This window comes from Streptomyces spororaveus, from assembly GCF_016755875.1.
GTDB lineage: Bacteria > Actinomycetota > Actinomycetes > Streptomycetales > Streptomycetaceae > Streptomyces > Streptomyces spororaveus.
In genome coordinates, this window is the sequence record NZ_BNED01000005.1 from 2,310,267 (window position 1) to 2,330,037 (window position 19,771).

General features: G+C 72.6%; 17 protein-coding genes. 10 read left to right on the top strand and 7 right to left on the bottom strand.

The window, feature by feature from the left end; genetic code table 11:
* Nucleotides 1–25 precede the first annotated feature (25 nt).
* Nucleotides 26–1,867, top strand: coding sequence for a peptidoglycan recognition protein family protein (locus Sspor_RS12965; protein WP_202199277.1), 1,842 nt, complete (start codon nucleotides 26–28; stop codon nucleotides 1,865–1,867).
* On the opposite strand, the gene Sspor_RS12970 is transcribed toward Sspor_RS12965, so the two are convergent.
* From Sspor_RS12970 to Sspor_RS13000, 7 genes are all read right to left on the bottom strand, one after another.
* Nucleotides 1,864–3,135: a TIGR02679 family protein gene (locus Sspor_RS12970; protein ID WP_237403839.1), complete on the bottom strand. Its 1,272-nt coding sequence runs from the start codon at nucleotides 3,133–3,135 to the stop codon at nucleotides 1,864–1,866. The genes Sspor_RS12965 and Sspor_RS12970 overlap by 4 nt on opposite strands.
* A complete protein-coding gene (locus Sspor_RS12975; RefSeq protein ID WP_237403840.1) occupies nucleotides 3,132–7,292 on the bottom strand; it encodes a TIGR02680 family protein in 4,161 nt (1,386 codons plus the stop codon). The genes Sspor_RS12970 and Sspor_RS12975 overlap by 4 nt, the downstream gene beginning before the upstream one ends.
* Nucleotides 7,289–8,536: a TIGR02678 family protein gene (locus tag Sspor_RS12980; RefSeq protein WP_202199279.1), complete on the bottom strand. Its 1,248-nt coding sequence runs from the start codon at nucleotides 8,534–8,536 to the stop codon at nucleotides 7,289–7,291. The genes Sspor_RS12975 and Sspor_RS12980 overlap by 4 nt, the downstream gene beginning before the upstream one ends.
* Entirely contained in the window at nucleotides 8,533–10,095 is a 1,563-nt protein-coding gene (locus Sspor_RS12985) for a TIGR02677 family protein (protein WP_202199280.1), read from the bottom strand. Before Sspor_RS12985 ends, Sspor_RS12980 begins: the two co-directional genes overlap by 4 nt.
* A 230-nt stretch (nucleotides 10,096–10,325) precedes the next feature.
* The gene (locus Sspor_RS12990) at nucleotides 10,326–11,747 is read right to left on the bottom strand and encodes an FAD-dependent oxidoreductase (RefSeq protein ID WP_202199281.1); all 1,422 of its coding nucleotides are present in this window, start codon (nucleotides 11,745–11,747) and stop codon (nucleotides 10,326–10,328) included.
* On the bottom strand, nucleotides 11,740–12,930 hold the full coding sequence (locus Sspor_RS12995) for a DUF6545 domain-containing protein (protein ID WP_202199282.1): 1,191 nt from the start codon (nucleotides 12,928–12,930) through the stop codon (nucleotides 11,740–11,742). Before Sspor_RS12995 ends, Sspor_RS12990 begins: the two co-directional genes overlap by 8 nt.
* A gap of 52 nt (nucleotides 12,931–12,982) precedes the next feature.
* Nucleotides 12,983–13,570: a toxin-antitoxin system, toxin component gene (locus tag Sspor_RS13000; RefSeq protein WP_202199283.1), complete on the bottom strand. Its 588-nt coding sequence runs from the start codon at nucleotides 13,568–13,570 to the stop codon at nucleotides 12,983–12,985.
* Between the two features lie 479 nt (nucleotides 13,571–14,049).
* On the opposite strand from Sspor_RS13000, the gene Sspor_RS13005 reads away from it, so the two are divergent.
* The 9 genes from Sspor_RS13005 (at nucleotide 14,050) to Sspor_RS13040 (ending at nucleotide 19,767) form a co-directional block, all read left to right on the top strand.
* On the top strand, nucleotides 14,050–14,319 hold the full coding sequence (locus tag Sspor_RS13005) for an arginine deiminase family protein (protein WP_237403841.1): 270 nt from the start codon (nucleotides 14,050–14,052) through the stop codon (nucleotides 14,317–14,319).
* Entirely contained in the window at nucleotides 14,216–15,715 is a 1,500-nt protein-coding gene (locus tag Sspor_RS40565) for an AMP-binding protein (RefSeq protein WP_237403842.1), read from the top strand. Before Sspor_RS13005 ends, Sspor_RS40565 begins: the two co-directional genes overlap by 104 nt.
* A gap of 14 nt (nucleotides 15,716–15,729) precedes the next feature.
* On the top strand, nucleotides 15,730–16,257 hold the full coding sequence (locus Sspor_RS13010) for a phosphopantetheine-binding protein (RefSeq protein ID WP_237403843.1): 528 nt from the start codon (nucleotides 15,730–15,732) through the stop codon (nucleotides 16,255–16,257).
* The gene (locus Sspor_RS13015; RefSeq protein ID WP_202199285.1) at nucleotides 16,254–16,460 is read left to right on the top strand and encodes a thioesterase domain-containing protein; all 207 of its coding nucleotides are present in this window, start codon (nucleotides 16,254–16,256) and stop codon (nucleotides 16,458–16,460) included. Before Sspor_RS13010 ends, Sspor_RS13015 begins: the two co-directional genes overlap by 4 nt.
* 489 nt (nucleotides 16,461–16,949) lie before the next feature.
* The gene (locus Sspor_RS13020; RefSeq protein WP_202199286.1) at nucleotides 16,950–17,201 is read left to right on the top strand and encodes a hypothetical protein; all 252 of its coding nucleotides are present in this window, start codon (nucleotides 16,950–16,952) and stop codon (nucleotides 17,199–17,201) included.
* A 23-nt stretch (nucleotides 17,202–17,224) separates the two neighbouring features.
* Complete coding sequence (locus Sspor_RS13025) at nucleotides 17,225–17,368, top strand: hypothetical protein (RefSeq protein ID WP_202199287.1); 144 nt, start codon at nucleotides 17,225–17,227, stop codon at nucleotides 17,366–17,368.
* A gap of 124 nt (nucleotides 17,369–17,492) precedes the next feature.
* On the top strand, nucleotides 17,493–17,867 hold the full coding sequence (locus Sspor_RS13030; RefSeq protein WP_202199288.1) for a hypothetical protein: 375 nt from the start codon (nucleotides 17,493–17,495) through the stop codon (nucleotides 17,865–17,867).
* A gap of 11 nt (nucleotides 17,868–17,878) precedes the next feature.
* A complete protein-coding gene (locus tag Sspor_RS13035) occupies nucleotides 17,879–18,922 on the top strand; it encodes a class III lanthionine synthetase LanKC N-terminal domain-containing protein (protein WP_202199289.1) in 1,044 nt (347 codons plus the stop codon).
* 116 nt (nucleotides 18,923–19,038) lie between these two features.
* Nucleotides 19,039–19,767, top strand: a complete 729-nt coding sequence (locus Sspor_RS13040) for a GAP family protein (RefSeq protein ID WP_202199290.1) — start codon at nucleotides 19,039–19,041, stop codon at nucleotides 19,765–19,767.
* The last annotated feature ends 4 nt before the right edge of the window (nucleotides 19,768–19,771 follow it).

Below are 19,771 nucleotides of genomic sequence, written 5' to 3' on the forward strand. Positions count from 1 at the left end.
CGAACCCGTACGGAGAACCGACCCGATGCTCACCATCGTCACCCGCGAGGAATGGGGCGCCCGCCCCCGCAAGAAGCCCGAGACGCTCTCCTTCTCGCCCTGGAGGGGCGGCGTCGTCGTCCACCACCTCGGCCCCGGCAAGGAGGCGCAGAGCCGTCACGACGACTGCGCCGCGCACGTGCGCGACATCCAGCGCATGCAGATGGACCCGCCGTTCTGGTCGTCGAAGGACACGTACGACGACATCGCCTACAACTACCTCGTCTGCAACCACGGCATCGTGTTCGAGGGCCGGGGATCCGACGTGCGCTCGGCCGCCAACGGGGCGGAGCCCCCCAGCAAAGTCAAGATCCCCGGTGCCAACCAGGACTACTTCGCCGTCTGCGGGATGATGGCCCTGGAGGACGAGGTCCACGGGGAGATGGTGGCCACCATCCGCGAGCTGGTCGGCTGGCTGCGGTCGAACGCCCAGGCCGGTCCCCTGGTCCGGGGTCACCTGGACGTCTTCGACACCGAATGCCCCGGAAAGCTCTACCCGTACCTTACGAGCGGCGCGTTCCTTCCCCCCGGCGGCGGCGATGACGGCCCGACGCCGCCGAAGCCGAGCCAGCCGCTGTTCTACTACTCGCGCAGCCAGTGGGGCGCCCGCCCGCCGAAGGAGGTCACGCGGGTCCCCCTGTCGGAACGGACCGGATTCACCGTGCACTACTCGGACGGTCCCACGTCCCAGACGGTCCGGGCGATCCAGAACTACCACATGGACGGCCAGGGCTGGTCGGACATCGGCTACAACTTCCTCGTCGACCGGGACGGCCGCATCTACGAGGGCCGGGGCTGGGACGTCGTCGGCGCGCACGCCACGGGTCACAACACCACCCACATCGGCGCCTGTTTCATCGGATACGACGGGGACGCGACCCCGCGGGCCCTCTCGGCGCTCCGCGCCCTGTACAACGCGGCCAACGCCAACACCGGCCGGACGCTGACCCCGACCTGGCACGGCGGCCTCTCGGGGCAGTCCACCCAGTGTCCGGGACCCGGTCTGCGGGCCTGGGTGCAGGGCGGGATGCAGGCGACCAGCATCCCGGTCCGGGAGGGCACGGGCGGAATCGGCGGCTCGGGCGGCGGTACGGGCGCTGGCGGCGGCGGGATGACGTCGGTGCGCTCCGTCGCCTCCCAGCAGCAGGCGGTCAACGGACGCGGCTACAGCCCCGCACTCACCGTGGACGGCATATGGGGCCCCCACACCGACGCGGGCGTCCGCTGGCTCCAGACGAAACTCGGCGTCGGCGCCGACGGCCTGTGGGGACCCGCCACCGAAGCCGCGTACGCCTCGGGCTCCGGCGGTACGGGCGGTGGTGGCGGCGGGATGACGTCGGTGCGCTCGGTCTCCTCCCAGCAGCAGGCGGTCAACGGATACGGCTACAGCCCCGCACTCACCGTGGACGGCATATGGGGCCCCCACACCGACGCGGGCGTCCGCTGGCTCCAGACGAAACTCGGCGTCGGCGCCGACGGCCTGTGGGGACCCGCCACCGAAGCCGCGTACAACGGCGGCCTCGACAACGGCGCCGCCCTGACCGTCGACGGATCCTTCGGCCCGGCGACCGTCAAGGCCACCCAGCGGGCGATCGGCGTCACGGTCGACGGCCAGTGGGGGCCGGACTCCGTCCGGGGGCTCCAGCGTCACCTCAACACGTGGAGCGGGGCCGGCCTGGTCGTGGACGGCGCCGCGGGCCCGGCGACGTACAAGGCCCTGCAGACGCACCTCAACAAGATGACCGGTGCGGGCCTGGCGGTGGACGGCGCCTGGGGCCCCGCGACGGTGAAGGCACTCCAGACGGCGCTGAACCGGGGCCAGTTCTAGGGGGTGTCCTGCCCTCGGCCCGCGAGGTCCGCCAGCAGCGCGTCCAGCACCGCTTCCTCCTCCATGCGCACGCCGTGTTCCGTGAGGGCCCGTGCCAGATCCGGGTCCCACGGTGAGGGTGCCGCCGCCCCCGTCAGGGGCTGGGGAGCGGGACCGGCCGCGGCTACCGCCGCCCGGTAGTCGGCGGCCGTATAGCGCCACGGCTCCCACGGCACGTGTGCGCGCAGCGTCATGGCGATGCGCAGGCCGCCCCAGTCGAAGTCGCCGTGGTAGCGGAAGGCGGCACCGAGCGCGTGGAGGTGTGCCAGGAGGGCGAGGGCGGCGGCCGACGGCTGGCCCTGCAGGCACACGAGCGGCAGCCCGTCGGGGCCGTGGGTGTCGGCCGCGGCCGAGAGGACGGCCGGGTTCTCGCAGATGTGGACCACCGGCGGCGTGGTCGGCGGCGGACGGTGGGCGAGCTGGCGAAGGGTGAGGACGCAGGGGTCGCCCACGTCGGCCATCCAGTCCAGCGCCGGTGTCCCACGGAGGTTGAGGACGAGGACGGTGGAGGAGACGTCGTCCCGGAGCAGGCCGGCGGAGGCCCAGGCGGCCCGCCGCCATGCCGCGCCCGCCCCGTCCGGATGCCCGGTGAGGGCGCGGATCCCGGAGAGGCACAGGGTGGCCGCGGGTGTCCCGTCGTCCAGTGAGTGGGCGCTCCCCAGCAGGTCGGCGGCGAACACGGACAGGGAGCGCGGCGGTTCGGCCGGCAGCGCGCGCAGGACGCGGGCCACCTGGTCGAGGAGCGGCCGTGCGGCCTCCGGCGTACGGGCGAGGCGCCGTACGAGTCCGTCGTCGCGCACCCGGCCGGCCCAGCGCGCGAGACGCGGATCCTCCCCGGCGAGCGCGGTGAGCGGAGCGTACGCCTGCGCCCAGGCCCGGTCCTCGCTCCGGCGGACCTCTTCGAGGGGGACGACCGGCCCGGTGAGCGCGGTCACGGCCGCCGTCAGGCCCCCGGGGCTGATACCCGATCTGACCAGTACGGCGTCCACGGCGTCGAGCCGGACGGTCAGCGCCCTGCCGCCGCTCGGGGCCCGGCCCAGCAGTCGCTCGGCCGCCGCCCGCTGGGCCGCGGTGGCCGTGGCGAGGGAGACGGGCCCGGTGAGCTGCTGCCCGCGCTCCAGCCGACGGCGTACGCGCTCCAGCAGCCAGGCCAGGTCGGGCCCGCCGAGGAGGCGGCGCAGGCGCTCCTCGTCGACCGGAGTGCCGTCGGTGGCGTCGGTGCCGTTCACGCCCACAGGGTCTCCGGATCCGCCGCACGCACCGGGTCCTCGTGCCGCGTACGGGCCGTTCCGTCCCACTCCCAGCGTGTGACCAGGACGGCGGCCACCTCGTCGACGCGGGACAGCTGGGCGATGGCGATGCCCGGCACCTGCGGGTAGCAGGCCCATTCCCGTTCGCTGGTCATGACGACATCCAGGTCGAAGGCGTGCAGGAGCCCGAGGCACTTGGCCCGCGAGTCGTCGTCGACACCGGCGAACGCCTCGTCGAGGGTGACGAGCCGTGGTGCGTACGGGCTGGCCGCACTCGCGTAGTGCGAGGAGGCGGCCGCGAACAGGGGGACGGAGACCGCGAGGACCCGTTCGCCTCCGGAGGCGGGACCGGTGGCGGGCACCCAGCGTCCGTGCTGCTGCCGCTCGACGGCGAACTCGTGCCAGGAGCGGTAGTCGAGGGCCGCCGTGAGGTGTTCCAGCCAGCTGCCGGCCGCGTCCTCGGTCTGCTGCCGGGCGATCTGCGTCTGCAGGAACTCCCCGACCGCGGCACGGTCCTCGGGGGTCCAGGCGTCGGCGGTCTGGAGCAGGCGGCCACGGGCCTGGGCGAGACCGGCCGGCGCTTTGCGGGAGGCTCGCCACACCAGCCGCAACGTCATGCCGGTGGAGGTCGGACGGTCCTCCAGCTCGGCGTTCATGGCGAGCACCTGCCGTTCCGCTGTGGCGATCAGCTCCTGGAGGGTGCCCGCGACCTCGGTGATGAGGTGGGCTTCGAGGATTTCGCGTTCGTGTGCGGAGAGGATGCGGGTGAGTTCGCCGACCTCGACCGCGAGCGCCTCCGCGAGTTCGGGTACGGCCCGCTCGCGGCCCTGGTAGACGATGTCGACGACCACGCCGTCCTCGACCATCCGGGCCGAGGCGCTGTGGCCGTGCCGGGACAGCGCGTCCTGGAGGGTCTTGTGCTCTTCGCTCAGCCGCCGCTGCACGCGCTCCCAGGCCGCTTCCGAGTCGTCGGTCGCCGACAGCTCCGATTCGAGGGAGCGGGCGAGGGCGATGGCCGGAGTGGCTGCCCACGGACCGTCGCCGACGGCCGGGACGGCGAGTTCCGGAAGCGCGACGGCGATCAGCCCGGTGGTGGTGAAGCGCTGGAGCGCCGCGATGGCCTCCGAGCGGGCGGCGGCCGCCTCGGTGACCGCCTTCTCCAGTTGCTCGATGCGGCCTTCGGCCCGGCTGGCCCGCCGGTCCGCCGCGGTGCGGTGCTCCTGGGAGGACCGCTGATCGGCCATGCAGCCGCGCAGGGCCTCCGCCGTCCCCACGAGCCGCCGTTGCAGCTCGGCCACCGCCTCGCCCACGGTCGAGCGCAGCGTGGCGAGCCGCTCGTCCGCGGCCGCCGCCTCCAGGGCCGTCTCCTCCGCGCGCAGGGCGAGTTCGGCGGCGCGCTCCCCCGCCCGGCCGGTTTCCGCACGCTCCTCGTCCGCCTGGTCGGCGGCTTCGCTCCGCTCGCGCAGTGCGGGCCACAGCGCGGCCAGCACCGCCGCGAGTTCGACGAGGGCCTGCCGGACGGCCGCCAGCTCGGCCCGGTCCGGGGGCAGCCCCAGGTCGGCGGCGCCTTCCTGGAGCTCGGTGCTCGCCAGCTGCGACCGCTCGGCCGCGGCCCGCGCTTCGGCGGCCCGCGCCTCGCGGCGGGACCTGGCCTGGCGCACGGTGTCGGCGGCGGCTGCCGCGCGGGCGTGCGCCCGGGTCAGCGGCCCGTCGTCGGGCACCTCGGCCAGCTCGGCGTCAAGAGTGCGGCGGCGGGCCGCCAGGTCCTGGGCGTGCGCGGTCTCGGACTCCGACTCCTGCTGGAGGAGGGAGAGTTCGGCGCGCAGGCTGGTGATGCGGGTGCGCCGCGCGGCTTCCCGGGCGCCCTCGCCGATGTACTCCGCGGCAGGTTTGGCCCACCGGCCCATGAGGACCCCCACGCGGTACCGCCCGTCGGGTGCGGCCCACGTGTCACCCGCCGGCCCGGTGGCCGCGGACGGGGCACCGGCCTCCGCCGACCCGGCACCGGTGTCCCCGGCGGCCGCGCCGAGCCCGACCGCCCGGATGATCCGGCCCACGGTCTCCTCACCCACCTGGGCCGCCCGGGCATCGCCGTGGTCGACGGCCGGGCGCAGCACCTCGGCCAGCGACGGCCCCTCGACGGGACCCCGCCGCGCGTCGAGGAGTACGTCATGGCCGTCCGCCGTCAGGGCCGCGCCGTCCGGCCGCACCCACGCGTCCAGCAGCCCGGCCGCTTCCAGGGCGGCCTCCAGACCCGCTCGCTCGTGGTCCGCGACCTCGTCCCGGAAGTCGACCAGCCTCCACAGCGGGGCTCCGGCCGCCTGGTCGCGCGAGCCGGGCGTCCGGGTGTACGGGGCCTGCGGACCGCGGCGCCCGCCGGCCTCCAGCTCCGTCAGCTCCTGCTCCGCGGTTCGGACGCGGGCCGACAGAGCCGCCCCGCGCTGCGCCGACCGCGCTGCCTGGTCGGCGAGTACCGCTGCCGCGGCGCTGTGCGCCCGCGATCCGTGCCGACGTGCCGGGTACGGCCCGTCCTGGTGCCGGATCCACTCCTGGAGTTCGTCCAGGAGTCCGGCCGGATCGGCGTACGCCAGCTCCGCGCACCGGCCCGCATGCTCGCGTACGGCGTCCACCAGGGCCCGGCCCACGGCCGTCACCGCCTCGGCCGCCGCGCCGTGCGCCTCGGCGGCGTGCGCCAGGTCGCCCTCCGTCTCGTCGAGCCGCACTGCGGCCGCCCGGCGCTCGGCCGCCGCCGCCTCCGCCCGGTCCGCGAGCTCCTCCACGTGCGCGAGGGTACGGCCGCGGCGGTCGGTCGCCCCGGCGGCCGCGGCGCGCAGTTCGGCCGCTGTCAGCCCCTCGTCGCCCGGCAGTTCCAGCCGGGCCGCCGTGGCGGCCTCCTGCGCGAGGCGCAGCGTGTCCTCGGCCCGGTCCCGGGCGGCCCGGAGCCGGTTCTCCGCGGCCCCGAGGCGGCCGAGTGCCTTCGTGTGCTGCAGCGCGGCCTCCTCCCGGTCGGATCGGGCCCGCCTGTCGTCCTGCGCCGAGCGCTCCAACTCCTTTGCCGCCCGCTCCAGTTCATGGGCACTGCGCATCTCCGGCCCCTCACGCAGGGCCGCGTCGACCGCCTCCAGCCTCGCGCGGGTCTCCGCGAGCGCGGCGATCCGCTCATCGGCCGCCGCCCGCTCCTCCTCGGCCGCGGCCTTCTCGGCCTGCCCCTCGGCGAGGTCGCGCAGCAGGTGCTCGTACTTCGAGTGCTCGGTGCGCGGAAGGCGGGCACGGCGGCGGGAGGCGACGCGTGCGTAGCGCCGGTAGTGGTCGAGGAACCCGGAGGCGGCCTGCTCGGCCGCGCGGGCGGCCCTCAGCTCCTCCTTCTCCTCGTCGAGGGAGCGGAAGGCCTCGGCCACGTCGGCGATGACCGCCTGGTCCATGGGCGGGAGTGCCTCGGTGAGGGCCCGGGAGAGGGCGGCCTCGTTGGGGCGCTTGGACAGCTGGGGCTGGCGCAGCTGGATCAGCAGGTCCACCAGGGCGGCGTAGCGCTGCTCGCCGAGTCCGAAGAGCGCCTCGTCGACGGCCCGGCGGTAGGCCTTGGCCTGGTCGTAGACCATCCCGTGTCCGGCGACCGCCTCGATGAGCCGGTCCCGGGACAGCACGGTGCCGGTGGCGTCGAGGAGGCTGAGCGCCCCCGGCGACCGCACCTCGGCCGACGCGTGGTCGATCCGCTGACCGGTCACGGCCCACCAGTGCCGGGCGATACCGCGCCCGCTGACGGCCTTGAGCCCGCAGACAAGCGTACGGAACTGCTCCTCGCCGCTCACCTCGTCGCGGCGGCCGAATTCCACCCAGGTGTAGCCGAGCCGTTCGGAGTGCGGGTGCTCGCCTCCGAGCAGCAGGTTCCACTCCATCCGCTTCCCGGCGTCGCCGTCGGGTTCCACCCGGCGCGCGCCGAGGTCCCCGTCGAGGAGGAAGGGCAGGGTCAGGGCGAGCACTTTGGACTTTCCGGTGCCGTTGTTCCCCCGGAGCAGCAGCCGGCCGTCGCGGAAGTGGAATTCCTCCACGTCGTAGTGGAAGAGATCGACCAGACCGATCCGCAGGGGCTGCCAGCGGGTACGGGCGGGGGCCGGGAGTGCGGCACGGGGAGTCAACGCTGTGGGGCCTTTCGCTGTGCGGGTACCTGGGACGTGCCGCCGGTGCGGGGTTCGAGGACGACGGTCTCGCCGACCGCGTACCGGGCGAGTGCCGGGCGCGGCACCACCCCCTCGGCGGTACGGGAGACCAGGCCCAGGGCGGCCAGCCTGGTGACGGCCCGCTCCACGAGCTCGCCCTCGGCGCCCGGCTCACGGGCGGACCTGGACCAGAACCCGCCGTGCTCGGCGGCGAGTCCGGCGACATGACGTTCGAGATCGGCCGTGGGGACGACCGCCGCGGTGGCCCTCGTGAGGTGCTCGGCGAGGAGCAGGGTGACGTGGCCGTGGGTTCCCGATTCCGGCATGCGGACGTCGGTGAGGTCGTCCTCGGGGTCGACCATGGCGATGCCTTCGGCCCTGACCTCCGCGACCAGGCCCGTGAGTTCGGTGATGCGCGCGGTGAGGAATCCGCGCTGGCGGGTGAGGTAGCCCAGCTCCGCGTCGGTCAGTTCGTCGTAGTAGAGCACCGGGTCGTCCAGCAGTCGGCGGGTGAGCGAGCGGCGCATCGCGCGGAAGCGCAGGTCGTCACTGTCGAGGGCCGATTCGGTGGTGAGCTCGACGAGCCGCTCGTCCAAGGTCGCCGCCCGGACGGTGGAGGGGCCGCGCCTGGTCGCGAGCAGCCCGGCGAGCACCCGCCGTTCGACGTCGTAGAGGACGTCTCCGGCCCCGCTGACGTACGCCTCCTCGTCGCCGGCGACGCGCCGCAGCACTCCGAGGCCGAGCAGGAGGCGTACGACGGCCGCCAGGTCGAGGCGCTCGTCGCGGCGGTCCAGGGTGAACCGGATGCCGGTCGCGGCCAGCTGGGGGTCGGAGGCGTCGAGGACGACCTGGTCGGCGAGACGGCCGAGGGCGATCTGCGCCTCGCCGCGTTCGAGGGCGGCGAGCGCGAGGCAGAGCAGGACGTACCGGCGGCGGGTGAAGGGAGCGGCGCTGCGCGTGGCCTCGCGCGCCGGATGGGTGGCATCGGCGAGACGGGCCGGGGTCTTGCCCAGCCGGGCGGTCTCGGCGTCGACCTGGAGGGACCAGCCGGTGTTGCGGTCGAACCACTCGCGCAGGTCGGAGGCGTGCCGGCGGACGAGCCGGAACTCGTCGGCGTACGCGCCGCCGGCGAGCAGCAGGGGCTGCTTCAGCAGCGCGCGGGCGGCCTTGCGCAGTTCGGCGGCGTGCTGCCCGTCGAGGACTTCGGCGAGCGGGGTGCTCATCGTCCGTCGCCTCCTGCCGTCAGTTCGGTGATCTCGATGGTGTGGTCGGGGCCGCGGAAGACTCCGCCCGGTGTGCGGACCTCGGCTGCGGATCCGTCGGCCAGGGCGGTGAGCCGGATCTCCATGGATCCGTCGTTGCTGGTGGCCACGGTGTGCGTCATACCGGGCCGCCAGGTGGCCAGGGCGTCTCCGAGGAGCTGGAGGAAGAGCCGGAAGCTGACCGGGTCGAGCTCTCCGATCCCCGACAGCCGCGTGACTCCGTCGGTGACGAGCCGGGCCCGCGCGGCCGCGATCTCCGCGGCCTGTTTGACGGCCACCTCGGCGAGCGTGCGGCGTGCTTCCCGGCGGTCCTCCACCTTGCGGGGTTTGCCGCGCCGCTCGTAGCTGCCGGTACGCCGCAGCTGCGGGCTGATGCGCAGCGGTTCGGCGTCGGCCCACGGGGTGGACGCGGGAGCGGGCCGGGCGTGCCGGGCGGCCAGCGTCTCGGCGTCGACCGTGAGGTGCCGGGCCGGGTACAGCCCGAAGGCGGTGCGCCACAGCCGGTGCCGGGCGTCGTCGTCGGGGGCTTCGGCGAACCAGCGGGCGAGCGTACGGAAGTCGGCGGAGCGGTCGGAACGCCCGGCCCGCCGCTCGTTGAGCGACCGTACGACGGCCAGTAGTTGGGGCACCGCCCCGAGGGCCCGGCCGCGCAGCAGCCGGGCCTGCGATTCCCGGCCGTCACGGCTGAGGAACCAGGCCGCCAGCCCGGACCACCGGCCGGCCCACCGCTCGTACGCGGCCTGCTCGGCGTACGCGGCCTCCTGCGGGGTGGCGTCCGCGGCCTCACGCGCGGCGGCGGCCCTCAGCAGCGGCCGGATCCGGCCCTCGTCCTCCAGCTCCAGGATCAGGCGGGCGATGCGGCCGCCGAGGGTGATCAGGTCCTGAATGAAGCGCTCCAGGTACTGGATGAGCTGGTCCTTGTAGGCGAGGAAGACGTCCTCCCCCACGTCGTGGAGGTCGATGGTGCGCTGGAGGGACCCCATGAAGGCCCGCGCGTTGTCGGCGAGCGCCGCGAAGCGGCTGGCGAGCCCGTCCAGCGCGAGATGGGTCTTGGCCGGATCCGGTTCGTCCTCGGCCGCCAGCACGAGGAGGACGCGCAGCTGGGTGACGATGTCGTGCAGCGCCACGGCCTGGAGCGCACCCCGCCGCCCCAGCGCCTCGTCGTAGGCGGACAGGGCCTCCTCGGCCGCCTCGCCCTCCCGGGTGAGCTGGTAGATGAACCGCTTGCGGTAGAAGTCCTCGACGGCCGTGACCCGCCCGGTGTCGGGGTCGGCCCGCAGGTTCCCCCACGCGACCAGCTTGTCCAGCGCGCCGACGGCGCCTTCGAGTTCACCGGGGCGTACGGCGGCGGGCAGGGCCGCGTACACGTCCTCGGGCCGCAGATGCACGGCGAAGCGTTCCTTGGCCACGAGGAAGGCCCGCATCACCGAGCGGTAGAGCAGCACGTTCGGGGCGGTGAGGTGCGCGAAGGGCCCGTACGCGTGCGCGGGGCCCTCCGGCCGGGGAGAGTTCGTGTCCATCGCCCGCCATTCTCCCGATCGTCCGACCATGATCGTCGGCGATGAGAATACTTGACCGGTTTCGTCTCTCTTCCCACCGCGCGAACCGGCCGGCCGTCGCGGGAGGAGCCCGGACGGTCCGGGTCAGGACACGGCCCACGCGTGGGCGCGTGGGCGCGTGGGCGCGTGGGCGCGTGGGCGCGTGGGCGCGTGGGCGCGTGGGCGCGGTCGCTGGGCGCGGCGCGTGCCCCCTACCCGTGCGCCGGGTCGCGCGCGTCGAGCCCGTTCAGCAGGGCCCGTTCGGCCGGGGTGAACGAGGGGCCGTCGCTCGGCGGCCGCAGGGGGCCGATGAGCGCGGTCAGCAGCACGCCGGGCCTGACCAGGGAGGTGGGCGGCGCCTGGAGGGACAGCACGTCGGTCAGGGCCGTGGCGGCGCGGAACGAGCCGGTCGCGGTACGGGACAGGCGGCCGACGTAGCGGTGGAGGAGACGGTCGGCGGGGTTCGGGCGCTTGCCCTGGGTGGTCGGGAAGTGGATGTCCTGCCCCACCGCAAGGGTCCACGCGGCGTCGACCGGCCGGGCGATGGCGCGCTGGGCACGGCGGGCCAGACCGGGACCCGGGTCGGTCGCGAGCAGATCGCGCAGGGCGAGGGCGCCCAGCGCGGCCACCGACATGCCTTGCGCGTACACGGGGTTGAAAGCCGCCACGGAGTCTCCCAGCACCACGAGGCCCTCGGGCCAGGAGCGGAGCCGTTCGTAGTAGTGGCGCCGGTTCGCGGTGCTGCGGGTGACGCTGACGCCGGTGAGTGGTTCGGCGTGCCGCAGGAGATCGGCTATGACGGGGTGGCGCAGGGTGCGGGCGAAGGGTTCAAAGGCTTCCGCGTCGTCCGTGGGGCGTCCGCCGGGGGCTCCCATCAAGCTGACGTGCCAGCGGTCGCCCTCGATCGGCAGGATGCCGCCGGACTTGCCCGGCCCGGGCAGGCGCGGGTCGGCCTGCACCCCGATCACGGGCCAGCCGCGGGTGGGGACGGGGGCCCGGTAGACGCGGCTGGCGTAGGTGAAGCCGGAGTCGACGTGTGCTTCGGCGAGGCCGCTGACGCCCAGCCCGTCGAGCCACTGCGGCGTGCGTGCGCCCCGACCGGCCGCGTCGACGACCAGGTCGGCGCGCACCTCGGCCTCCGTGCCGTCCGCGCGCCGGATCCGCACGCCGGTGACGGTGTGCCGGTCGCCGAGCAGACCGACGACCCTGGTCCGCGTACGCACGCTGACCCGGGGGTCCTTCATGACGTGTTCCCGGACGACGAAGTCCGTCAGGTCCCGGCTCGCGGTGATCACATGGTGGGTGGCGCGCTCCCAGCGGCGGTACCAGCCCTCGGGCGAGCAGATGACCATGCCGGTGGTCACCGGGATGCGGTGGGCGCCCGCCGCCAGCAGCAGGTCGACACTGCCCGGCAGCAGAGCGTCCATCGCCTCCGCCCCGGCGGTCTGCAACCAGTGGATGTGGACGGCCTGGGGGACGCCGGTACGCGGATCGGGCCCGGCCGGCAGTTCATGGGCCTCGACGATCTCCACGGAGTCGACGTGGCCCTTGACGGCGGCGGCCGCGAGCATGCCCGCCATGCTGCCCCCGATGACGACAACCCGCCGGGGACTACGGTTCGAGGGCTCAGGCATGATGGGCTGCTTTCTCCGAGGGCGCGAATTGCCGGTGGATGTCACGGACGACGGGCGACGCCAGTGCGAGAGACAAGGGAACCAAGTCCCGTGCGTGCCACGGCGATCGGGGCGTGCCGTCCGGTGGCTGTTCCGCGTCGGCGGCCTGCCGCTCGCGGGCGACGAGGATCATGGCCGCGTCCGCGGTGACCTCCGCGGAGGAAGCGTCGTCGCCCCTGCGGAGGGCCGCGCGGTGGGCCGACTCCCGGACAGCGGGGTCGCAGTGGGGCGTCAGCGCGAGGATGGCGTCGTACAGGGCGGTCTTCCGCCCCGTCAGGAGCATGGCCGGCGGGGTTCGCCACCAGGGCAGCGTGGCCCGCACCGCACCCGGGGTGGACACGTCCTGGAGAGCTCGCCACAGCGGGGCGAGCTGCCACAGCTGCCGTACGGACCGGGCCGCCGTCGCCACGGGCGGACCGGCGAGCGGAAGCAGGAACCCGACGGCACCGAGCGCGGCGGAGGGGGCGGCCAGCCGGGGAGAGACCTGGTCGACGAGGAAGTCCAGGTTGTGTCCGGACCACCGTGCGGCCACCGCCACCAGCCTCATGGCGACGTAGCACACGATGATCAGATAGGCGGGGGCCAGGGTGCGCAGACCTGCCCGGAGCGACCCGTGCACCTCCCTGGACCACCGCCAGCACAGCGAGCACGCGACCATCATGGCCACACCCTGTGCCACCAGGTAGGTGACGATCATCTCCCGGATGTACGGGGTGTTGGCGTAGTAGACGTCGAACAGGGCGACCTGTTCCACGGGGGTGCTCCCGGCCCCGTACAGGAGGAAGACGGCGAGCACGACCAGCCCGTAGGCGCTCACGCACAGCCGTGAGGCGCGCCGGGTCTGCCGCGGTGGCGCCGGGCGCCAGTTGATGATCAGCAGGAGACTCGCCCCGGAGAACGCGGTCGTCGTCGCGTAGACCACGGGCGCGGCCAGATTGGCCGTCCCGGACAGCCGGTTGAGCTGGACGATGGACTCCGGAGCCGCGAGGAGCATGTTGCATCCCCCGGTGAACAGCAGCAGGCAGGCCGCGCGCAGCAGCATGTCGTGCGGCCTGCGGATCAACGCGGGTAACTTCGAGGCGCCGATCAGCAGAAGGACGCTCCCGCTGAGGTAGAAGCCGAGATTGCCGGGTGCGGATGTCACGCTGTCGCTCTCCCATCGGTACGGGCGTGGCAGGAGATGTGCCGAGAACGTGTCAGGTCCGGCGGAAGCGGTGGGCCATCGAGGCCTGGATGCGCCCGGCGAGTCCCCGCGGGTCGGCCGAGAGGCGTGCTTGGTCGAGGGCCGCCCGTACGTCCGTGGCGAACCGGAAGCCGAAGCGCTCCGCGTCGACCTCCTCTTCCGCCTGGCGGGCACCGGCACGGGTGGCGACGTGGAGGGCCGCGTCCATGCGCCCGGTGGACGGGAGATCGGCGTCGACGGCCTCGGAGATCACGGTCATGAGGTGCGCGAGCGCGGCGTCCTCCTCGTACCCTCCCGCACGCGACGCGGTGGGACCGTGCTGGGTGACGCTGCCGCAGTGGCCCTGGAACATGTGCCACACCTCGTGGCCGATGATCACGAGTTGGTGCTCGCGATCCGTGTTCTCCTCGTAGACGATCAGGTCGTGGCCGGTGCGGTCGATCCACAGCCCACTGGCCGTCGCGGGCGGGAAGACCGCGCCGCGCAGCCGTACGGGCCGCCCCCGCACCCGGCTCAGGGCCTGCCCGATCGCGGGGATGGCGTCCCCGCCGCCGACGGGCGGCTGCAGGTTCCCGACCAGCCGGGCACTGAGCCGCCGCATCCCCCTCGGTCCCGCGCTCATCACCCGCCCTCGCCCCGGACGCCGTCACACTCCGGCCACACACTGGCCGTGGCCCTCCGCAGCTCGCCGGGCAGACCCTCGGAAGCGAAGGCGGTGAATAACGCACGCGCCGCCGGCCGCAGGAGCGTCACGTGCAGGGACGGGGCTGGGCCCACCGGGGTACTCCGAATTGTCCGCAGGAAGAAAAGCTGGCGTGCACATGGCACGCTACTCGGCCTCCCCCGCATCTCAACGATCGTTTACAGCCAAGAACCGATCACCGACCCACCCCACCCCGACACCGAACCGCCGGTCAGGCGCCCTTCGCGATGGGCTCCAGGATCGCGACGCACTCCACGTGGTGCGTCATCGGAAACATGGAGAGCCCAAAGCAGGTCAAAGAAAATCGCAGGTCAGTGACGCACGATGGGCAAAACGGACTCTAGATCAATCGGAAGCTCATCGAGGCTCCGCAGCCCGTGCTGACGAACGAGCAGATGCCCGCGTACTGCCAGTCCTCGAAGTGGCTGTCCTTGAACGTGCTGATCCTCTCCCCGACGAAGGTCGTCTGCGAGGAGCGGGAGAAGCCCCTCCAGGATTTGCTATCGAGCCTCGGCTTCGAGGTGCTGACCGTGCCCTTCCGCAATGTCTTCGAGTACGGCGGCTCCCTGCACTGCGCCACCTGGGACATCCGCTGGGACGGCACCCGGGAGGACTACTTCCCGTCCCTCGGTTCGCACCCATGCTGAACCGGCCTTCCAGGGCACCGTCCACGCCCTGGTCGCACGGCACGGCCGAGGAGCCCGCGCGGACTCCACCGCGCTGGTCCACCGCTCCCGTCGGATCAGCTACTGCGACCTCGACGCGATGGCCGTGCGCGTGGCCGCAGGACTCCGCCGATACGGAGTCCGAGAGGGCGACTTCGTGGGAGTGCGGCTGCCGCGCTCTCCCGAGGCCGTCGCGGCGATGCTGGGGATCATGAGCACGGGCGCCGCGTACGTGCCGATCGACCCGGCCGATCCACCGGAGCGGACCGGGCACGTGATCGCCACGGCGGGCATCGAGGTGATCGTCACGACGGATGCCCCGTCGCCGGCCTCACCCCCGATGCCTTCGGTATCCGCGCTCACGCTCCCAGAGGGGTGCCATCCGGTGACCAGTCCCAGGTACGGCCCCGACACGTCCTACCTCACCGCCCCCGACCTCACCCTGGCCGGCCTGATCCCGGCCGAGTCCGCCATCGTGATCCCCGACCTTCTCGCGCCCGACCTCTACGAGCCCGACTTCCACGATCCCGACGGGGAGCTGGCGGCCGAGGACGACCTTGCTGCCTACACGGTCTTCACCTCCGGGTCGACAGGGGCGCCCAAGGGTGCCGTCATGACGCACGCGGCGCTGGTCAACCTGCTGCACTGGCACGAGCGGGTCCGGCCGGGCGGCGGGCGGCTGCGTACCGCCCAACTGTGCGCACTCAGCTTCGACTTCGCCTTCCACGAGATCTTCTCGACGCTCTGTGGCGGCGGTACCCTCGTCATCGCCGACGACGAGACGCGGCACAGCCCCTTCGCCCTGGCCGGATTTCTCAGGGACGAGCGGATCGAGCGGGTCTTCGCCCCAGTGACCCTGCTGGAGCACCTCGCCCGCGCGGTGACCGAAGTCCCCGACGACTTCTCCGGGCTGCGACTGCGCGAGGTCGTCACCACGGGCGAGCAGCTACGGATCACCCGCCCGCTGCGCGACCTCTTCCGCCGGCTGCCGGGGGCCCGGCTCCACAACCACTACGGGGCCACCGAGTTCCAAGACGCCACGACCTCCGCGGTCACTCCGATCGGGCGGCCCATCGACGGCGTCCAGGTCCACGTGGTCGACGAGCACCTCGCCGAAGTGGCGCCGGGCGCCGTCGGAGAGCTGTGCGTAGCGGGCGCGGGTCTGGCGCGCGGATACCTGCGCCAACCGGATCTGACCGCAGGCAAGTTCGTACCGAATCCGTTCGGTCCTGGTCGGCTCTACGCACCGGTGATCTGGCCCGGCGCCGCCCCGACGGTGTCCTTGAGCACCTGGGCCGGACGGACACCCAGCTCAAGGCGCACGGCGTACGGGTCGAGGCGGGCGAGATCGAGGCCCGGCTCCTCGGGCATCCCCTGATCAGGGAAGCGGTCGTGCTCGATGCCGAGATCGACGGGCAGCGGAGCCTGGTCGCTCATGTCGTCCCTGGCACCGGCCTCGACCCCGGTACGGCAGCCGGGCAGCTGGACGCCTTCCTCGCCCGCGGGCTGCCGCGCCCCATGCTGCCGGCGGCCTACGCCTTCCGGTCCGCGTTCCCGCTGACGTCCAGCGGCAAGACGGACCGGCGTCGACTGGGCATCGAGCAGGCGGTGTTGCGGATGCCGTTCAGTGGCCCGGACCCGGATCCAGAACCGGAATCGGATGTCGACCCGGATCGGCACGGCCTCGTCGCCGCTCAGGTGCGCCGGGGTGTGCGGCGCGTGCTGGGGCAGACGCCGGCTCCGGACATCGACCTCTTCTCGCTCGGCCTCGACTCACTCTCCGCGATCCTGCTGAGACGGGCCCTCCAGGACGCGCTGCGCTGCGAACTCGACCAGGAGGACATTTTCAAGTACCCGACGGAGAACGCGTTGACACGCCGGGTCGTGAGCATACTGGAGAGAGAGGGCGAGGGGCTGTGAAGGATTCGCGGACCAAGCTGATCTGCCTGCACCACGCCGGCGGCGGACCCACGGTATTCGATCACTGGGTCCGCACCGCTCCGGACGGCCTGGACGTCATCGCCCTGGAGCTGCCGAAACACCCGGACATTGCCGGTCGTCGCCTTTATCGGAGTGCCGATGACCTGGTCCCTGCACTGGCGGAACATGTCGCGGAACGGTGACGGAAAGCGGGGTCGATAAACAGGGCGGCGGTAATTATGTGCTCTTCGGGCAGAGCATGGGAGGTCTCCTTGCCTATCTCGTGGCGCGGTATTTTCACGAGCGCGGCGGCCCGCTGCCGAAAGCCCTCGCTCTGGCGTCTTATGCGGATCCCCGTATCCCCTGGACCGACCCCACGGGGCCCGACGCCCCGGACGACGTGCTGGCGCGGCGACTTCACGCCATTGGTGGCGTCCCGACGTGGCTGGTCCATGTGTTCGGTGGGAATCGGGATCCCCTCGTTCCGGAAGAGTCCTTGTACTGCTGGTCCGAAATTGCGGACGAAGTCACGGTGAAGGTTCTCGACGGCGTCCATTTCCCGGTGTCGAAGATTTCGGACAGCTTCGCCGGTCGGTTTTCGGCCTCGCCATCGGTGGGCGTGTTCGTGTCGACTAGGATGCGATGCGAGAGCCCACAGAAGCGTAAAGAGTGCGTGAATCAGCGAGGTGGAAATGAACTTCAAGAAATTCCTCGGAATTGCATTCATCGTGGCCGGTGCGATTCTCGCTGCGTTCTTCTGGGACATCGAGGTCAAGTGGTTCCAGGGAGGCCCTGTCGGGCTTCTCCTCATTCTGCTGGGAGTAATGGACCTGTGGGAGGACTATCGGTCTTCCAAGGGCAAGAAGAGCGAAAGCATCATGGACGAACTGCGGGAGGAGATCGGCGGTCTCGACCGATCCCGGAAGCGGAGCGACGATGACTGATCCGACCGAACCCGGGAAGTGGCATGGCTGACACAGTGGTCGAGTTCGACCAGAGCGCGGCGGGCAAGGAACGCGGAGCCTGCCTCCTCGTCCTCGCGACGGGCACGCTGTCCACCGCCCATCTGCCGTTCTGCCTCAACTGGCTGTCGGCCAATCGCCCACACTAGAAGGTGACCGCGGGCCTGACGGACTCGGCCCGCGACTTCGTCAGCCCTACGGCGCTGGCCGCGCTCACCAAAAGCCCGGTGACTGCCAACTCCTGGACCACACCAGCCAGTTCTCTGGAGCCCGGTGCACACCAGAATCGCCACCGCCTACGGCGGGATCCTCGTGTACCCCGCCTCGGTGGCGTTCCTGTCCGGGCTCGCGGCGGGCTCGGGGGCGTCCCCCTTCCACCTGGCCGTCCTCGGCACCCGGGTGCCCGTCGTGATCGCCCCGTCCTTCCCGCTGGGCGTCCTCGGCAACCCGATCACCGGTGACGTCCCCGCCCGGGTCGGTGCCGTGCCCAACTACCACCTCGTCGATCCGCGCAAGGGCAAGAGCCGCAGCGTGGACGGCGAGACCGACGTGACGGCCCCGATGTGGGACGCGATCGGAATCTACGAGGCGACGGTCGACGCGGATGCGGACGTCGACGTCGACGTCGACGACAGCGTGAGTGTCTGAGGAGGACGGCGATGGAACACTTTCTGTACACCTTTGCCGACCCGCGCGCGTACGACGACATCGCCCGCTGGCAGGCCCACCCCGACGACCCGCGCTTTCACCGCACGCGCAAGGGCCCGGTGTGCCTCGCCGACGGCGATGACGGCGGCACGGGAACCGAACTCGCCGACGGCTGGCAGCAGGCCCGGCACGGCATCTGGACCGTCTGCCGGCCTGGCCCCGAACCCCTGCGCGGCCAGGGCTGGAAGATCCATGTGGCCGTCACCCCGGACACGTTCCCCGGCGTGCTCGACACCGTCGCGCGGTACTGCTTCGGGAACGGCACCCCGTTCAAGTTCCTCGCCCGGCACGAGTACGCGTGGCTGGTCAACGCCAAGTACGCGCCCCGGCAGATCAGCGGCAAGGGGATCGTCCTCTACCCGGCGGACGAGCGCCGTTCGCGCGAGGGCGCCGAGGAACTGGCTGCCCTGCTGGACGGCGTACCCGGCCCACGCATCCTCTCGGACCTCCGGATCGGCGACAGCGTGGTGCATGTCCGCTACGGCGCCTACGCCAGACGCTTCTGTCGCACCCCCAAGGGCGGGATCAGTCTCGCCCTGGCGGACCCCGAGGGCCGGCTGGTCCCGGACGTACGGTCAGTGCCGTTCCGTGCCCCGGCGTTCGTCACCGTCCCCGAGGCGTTCACCGCCCCCGCGCCGGGACCGTCCGGTGACGCCGGCCCCGTGCCCCCGTACCGCGTCGACAAGACGCTGCACTTCTCCGACGCCGGCGGCGTCTACCTCACCACCCACCTGCCCACCGGACGCGAGGTCGTCCTCAAGGAGGCTCGACCGTACGCCGGTTACGACCTGGTGGGCGCCGACGCGGTCACCCGGGCCGGGGCGGAGTACGCGGCGATGCTCCGGTTCGCCGACCTGCCGGAGATCCCCGCGGGCTACGAGCAGTTCACCTCATGCACGACAGCTCGGCCTGCACGAAGTCCGCCTGCGCGAAGACGAGCTGCACTATCCGGGCGCGGGCAACTTCAAGCTCTCCGGCGACCTGCGGACCGGTAGCGCGGGCGTCCTCACCGGCGTGGCCCACGCCACCGGACGCCGGGACACCTGGCTGCCCGGGGTCGGGTGACTCCCGCTTCCCTCCCCTCTCCCCTGTTCTCCTGCGAAAGGCCCCCGTGGACGTTCTCGGCCAGATCCTGCCCCTCGCCCTGCTCGACACGGTGAGTGTGTCGACCCTGGCGATCCCGGTCTGGTTCCTGCTGACCCCGCGCGGCCTGCGCATCGGCAACGTCTACGGGTATCTGTTGATCGTCGGCGCCGGATACCTGGCCCTGGGACTCCTGCTGCTGGGCGGCCTCTCGGCGGTCAGGGAGCCGTTGGGCGACGCCGTCGCCTCGCACGCCGGCGACACTGTGGTCGCGGTGGCCGGCGGGGCGCTCCTGCTCCTCGGGCTCTACTACGGCTTCGTCAAACGCGACAGGGACCACAAGGGAGAGGAGGGCAACCAGGGCCGGCTGACCCGGTGGCGGGAGGCGGCGGTCGGCTCGCAGGCCACCGCACGCGGCGTCGTGACCGTGGCGCTCGTCGCCGTGGCCCTCGAAATCACCACGATGTTCCCCTACTTGGCCGCCATCGACATCCTCGACCGCAGCCGGCAGCCATGGGCGGAACAGGCCGCTCTGCTGGCCCTGTACTGCCTGGTGATGATCGGCCCGGCGGTACTGGCCGCCCTCGCCCAGCAGATCGCGGGCCGCGCCCTGCACCCCGCCCTGAACCGGATCGACCGTTGGATCCGGCGCAACGCGCGGGAGAACACGGCCTGGCTCTTCGGCGTCGTCGGCTTCCTCATGCTCTCCACGACGAAGCTGTACGAGCACGGCATGAACCGCCTGACAGGGGAGTGAGCGC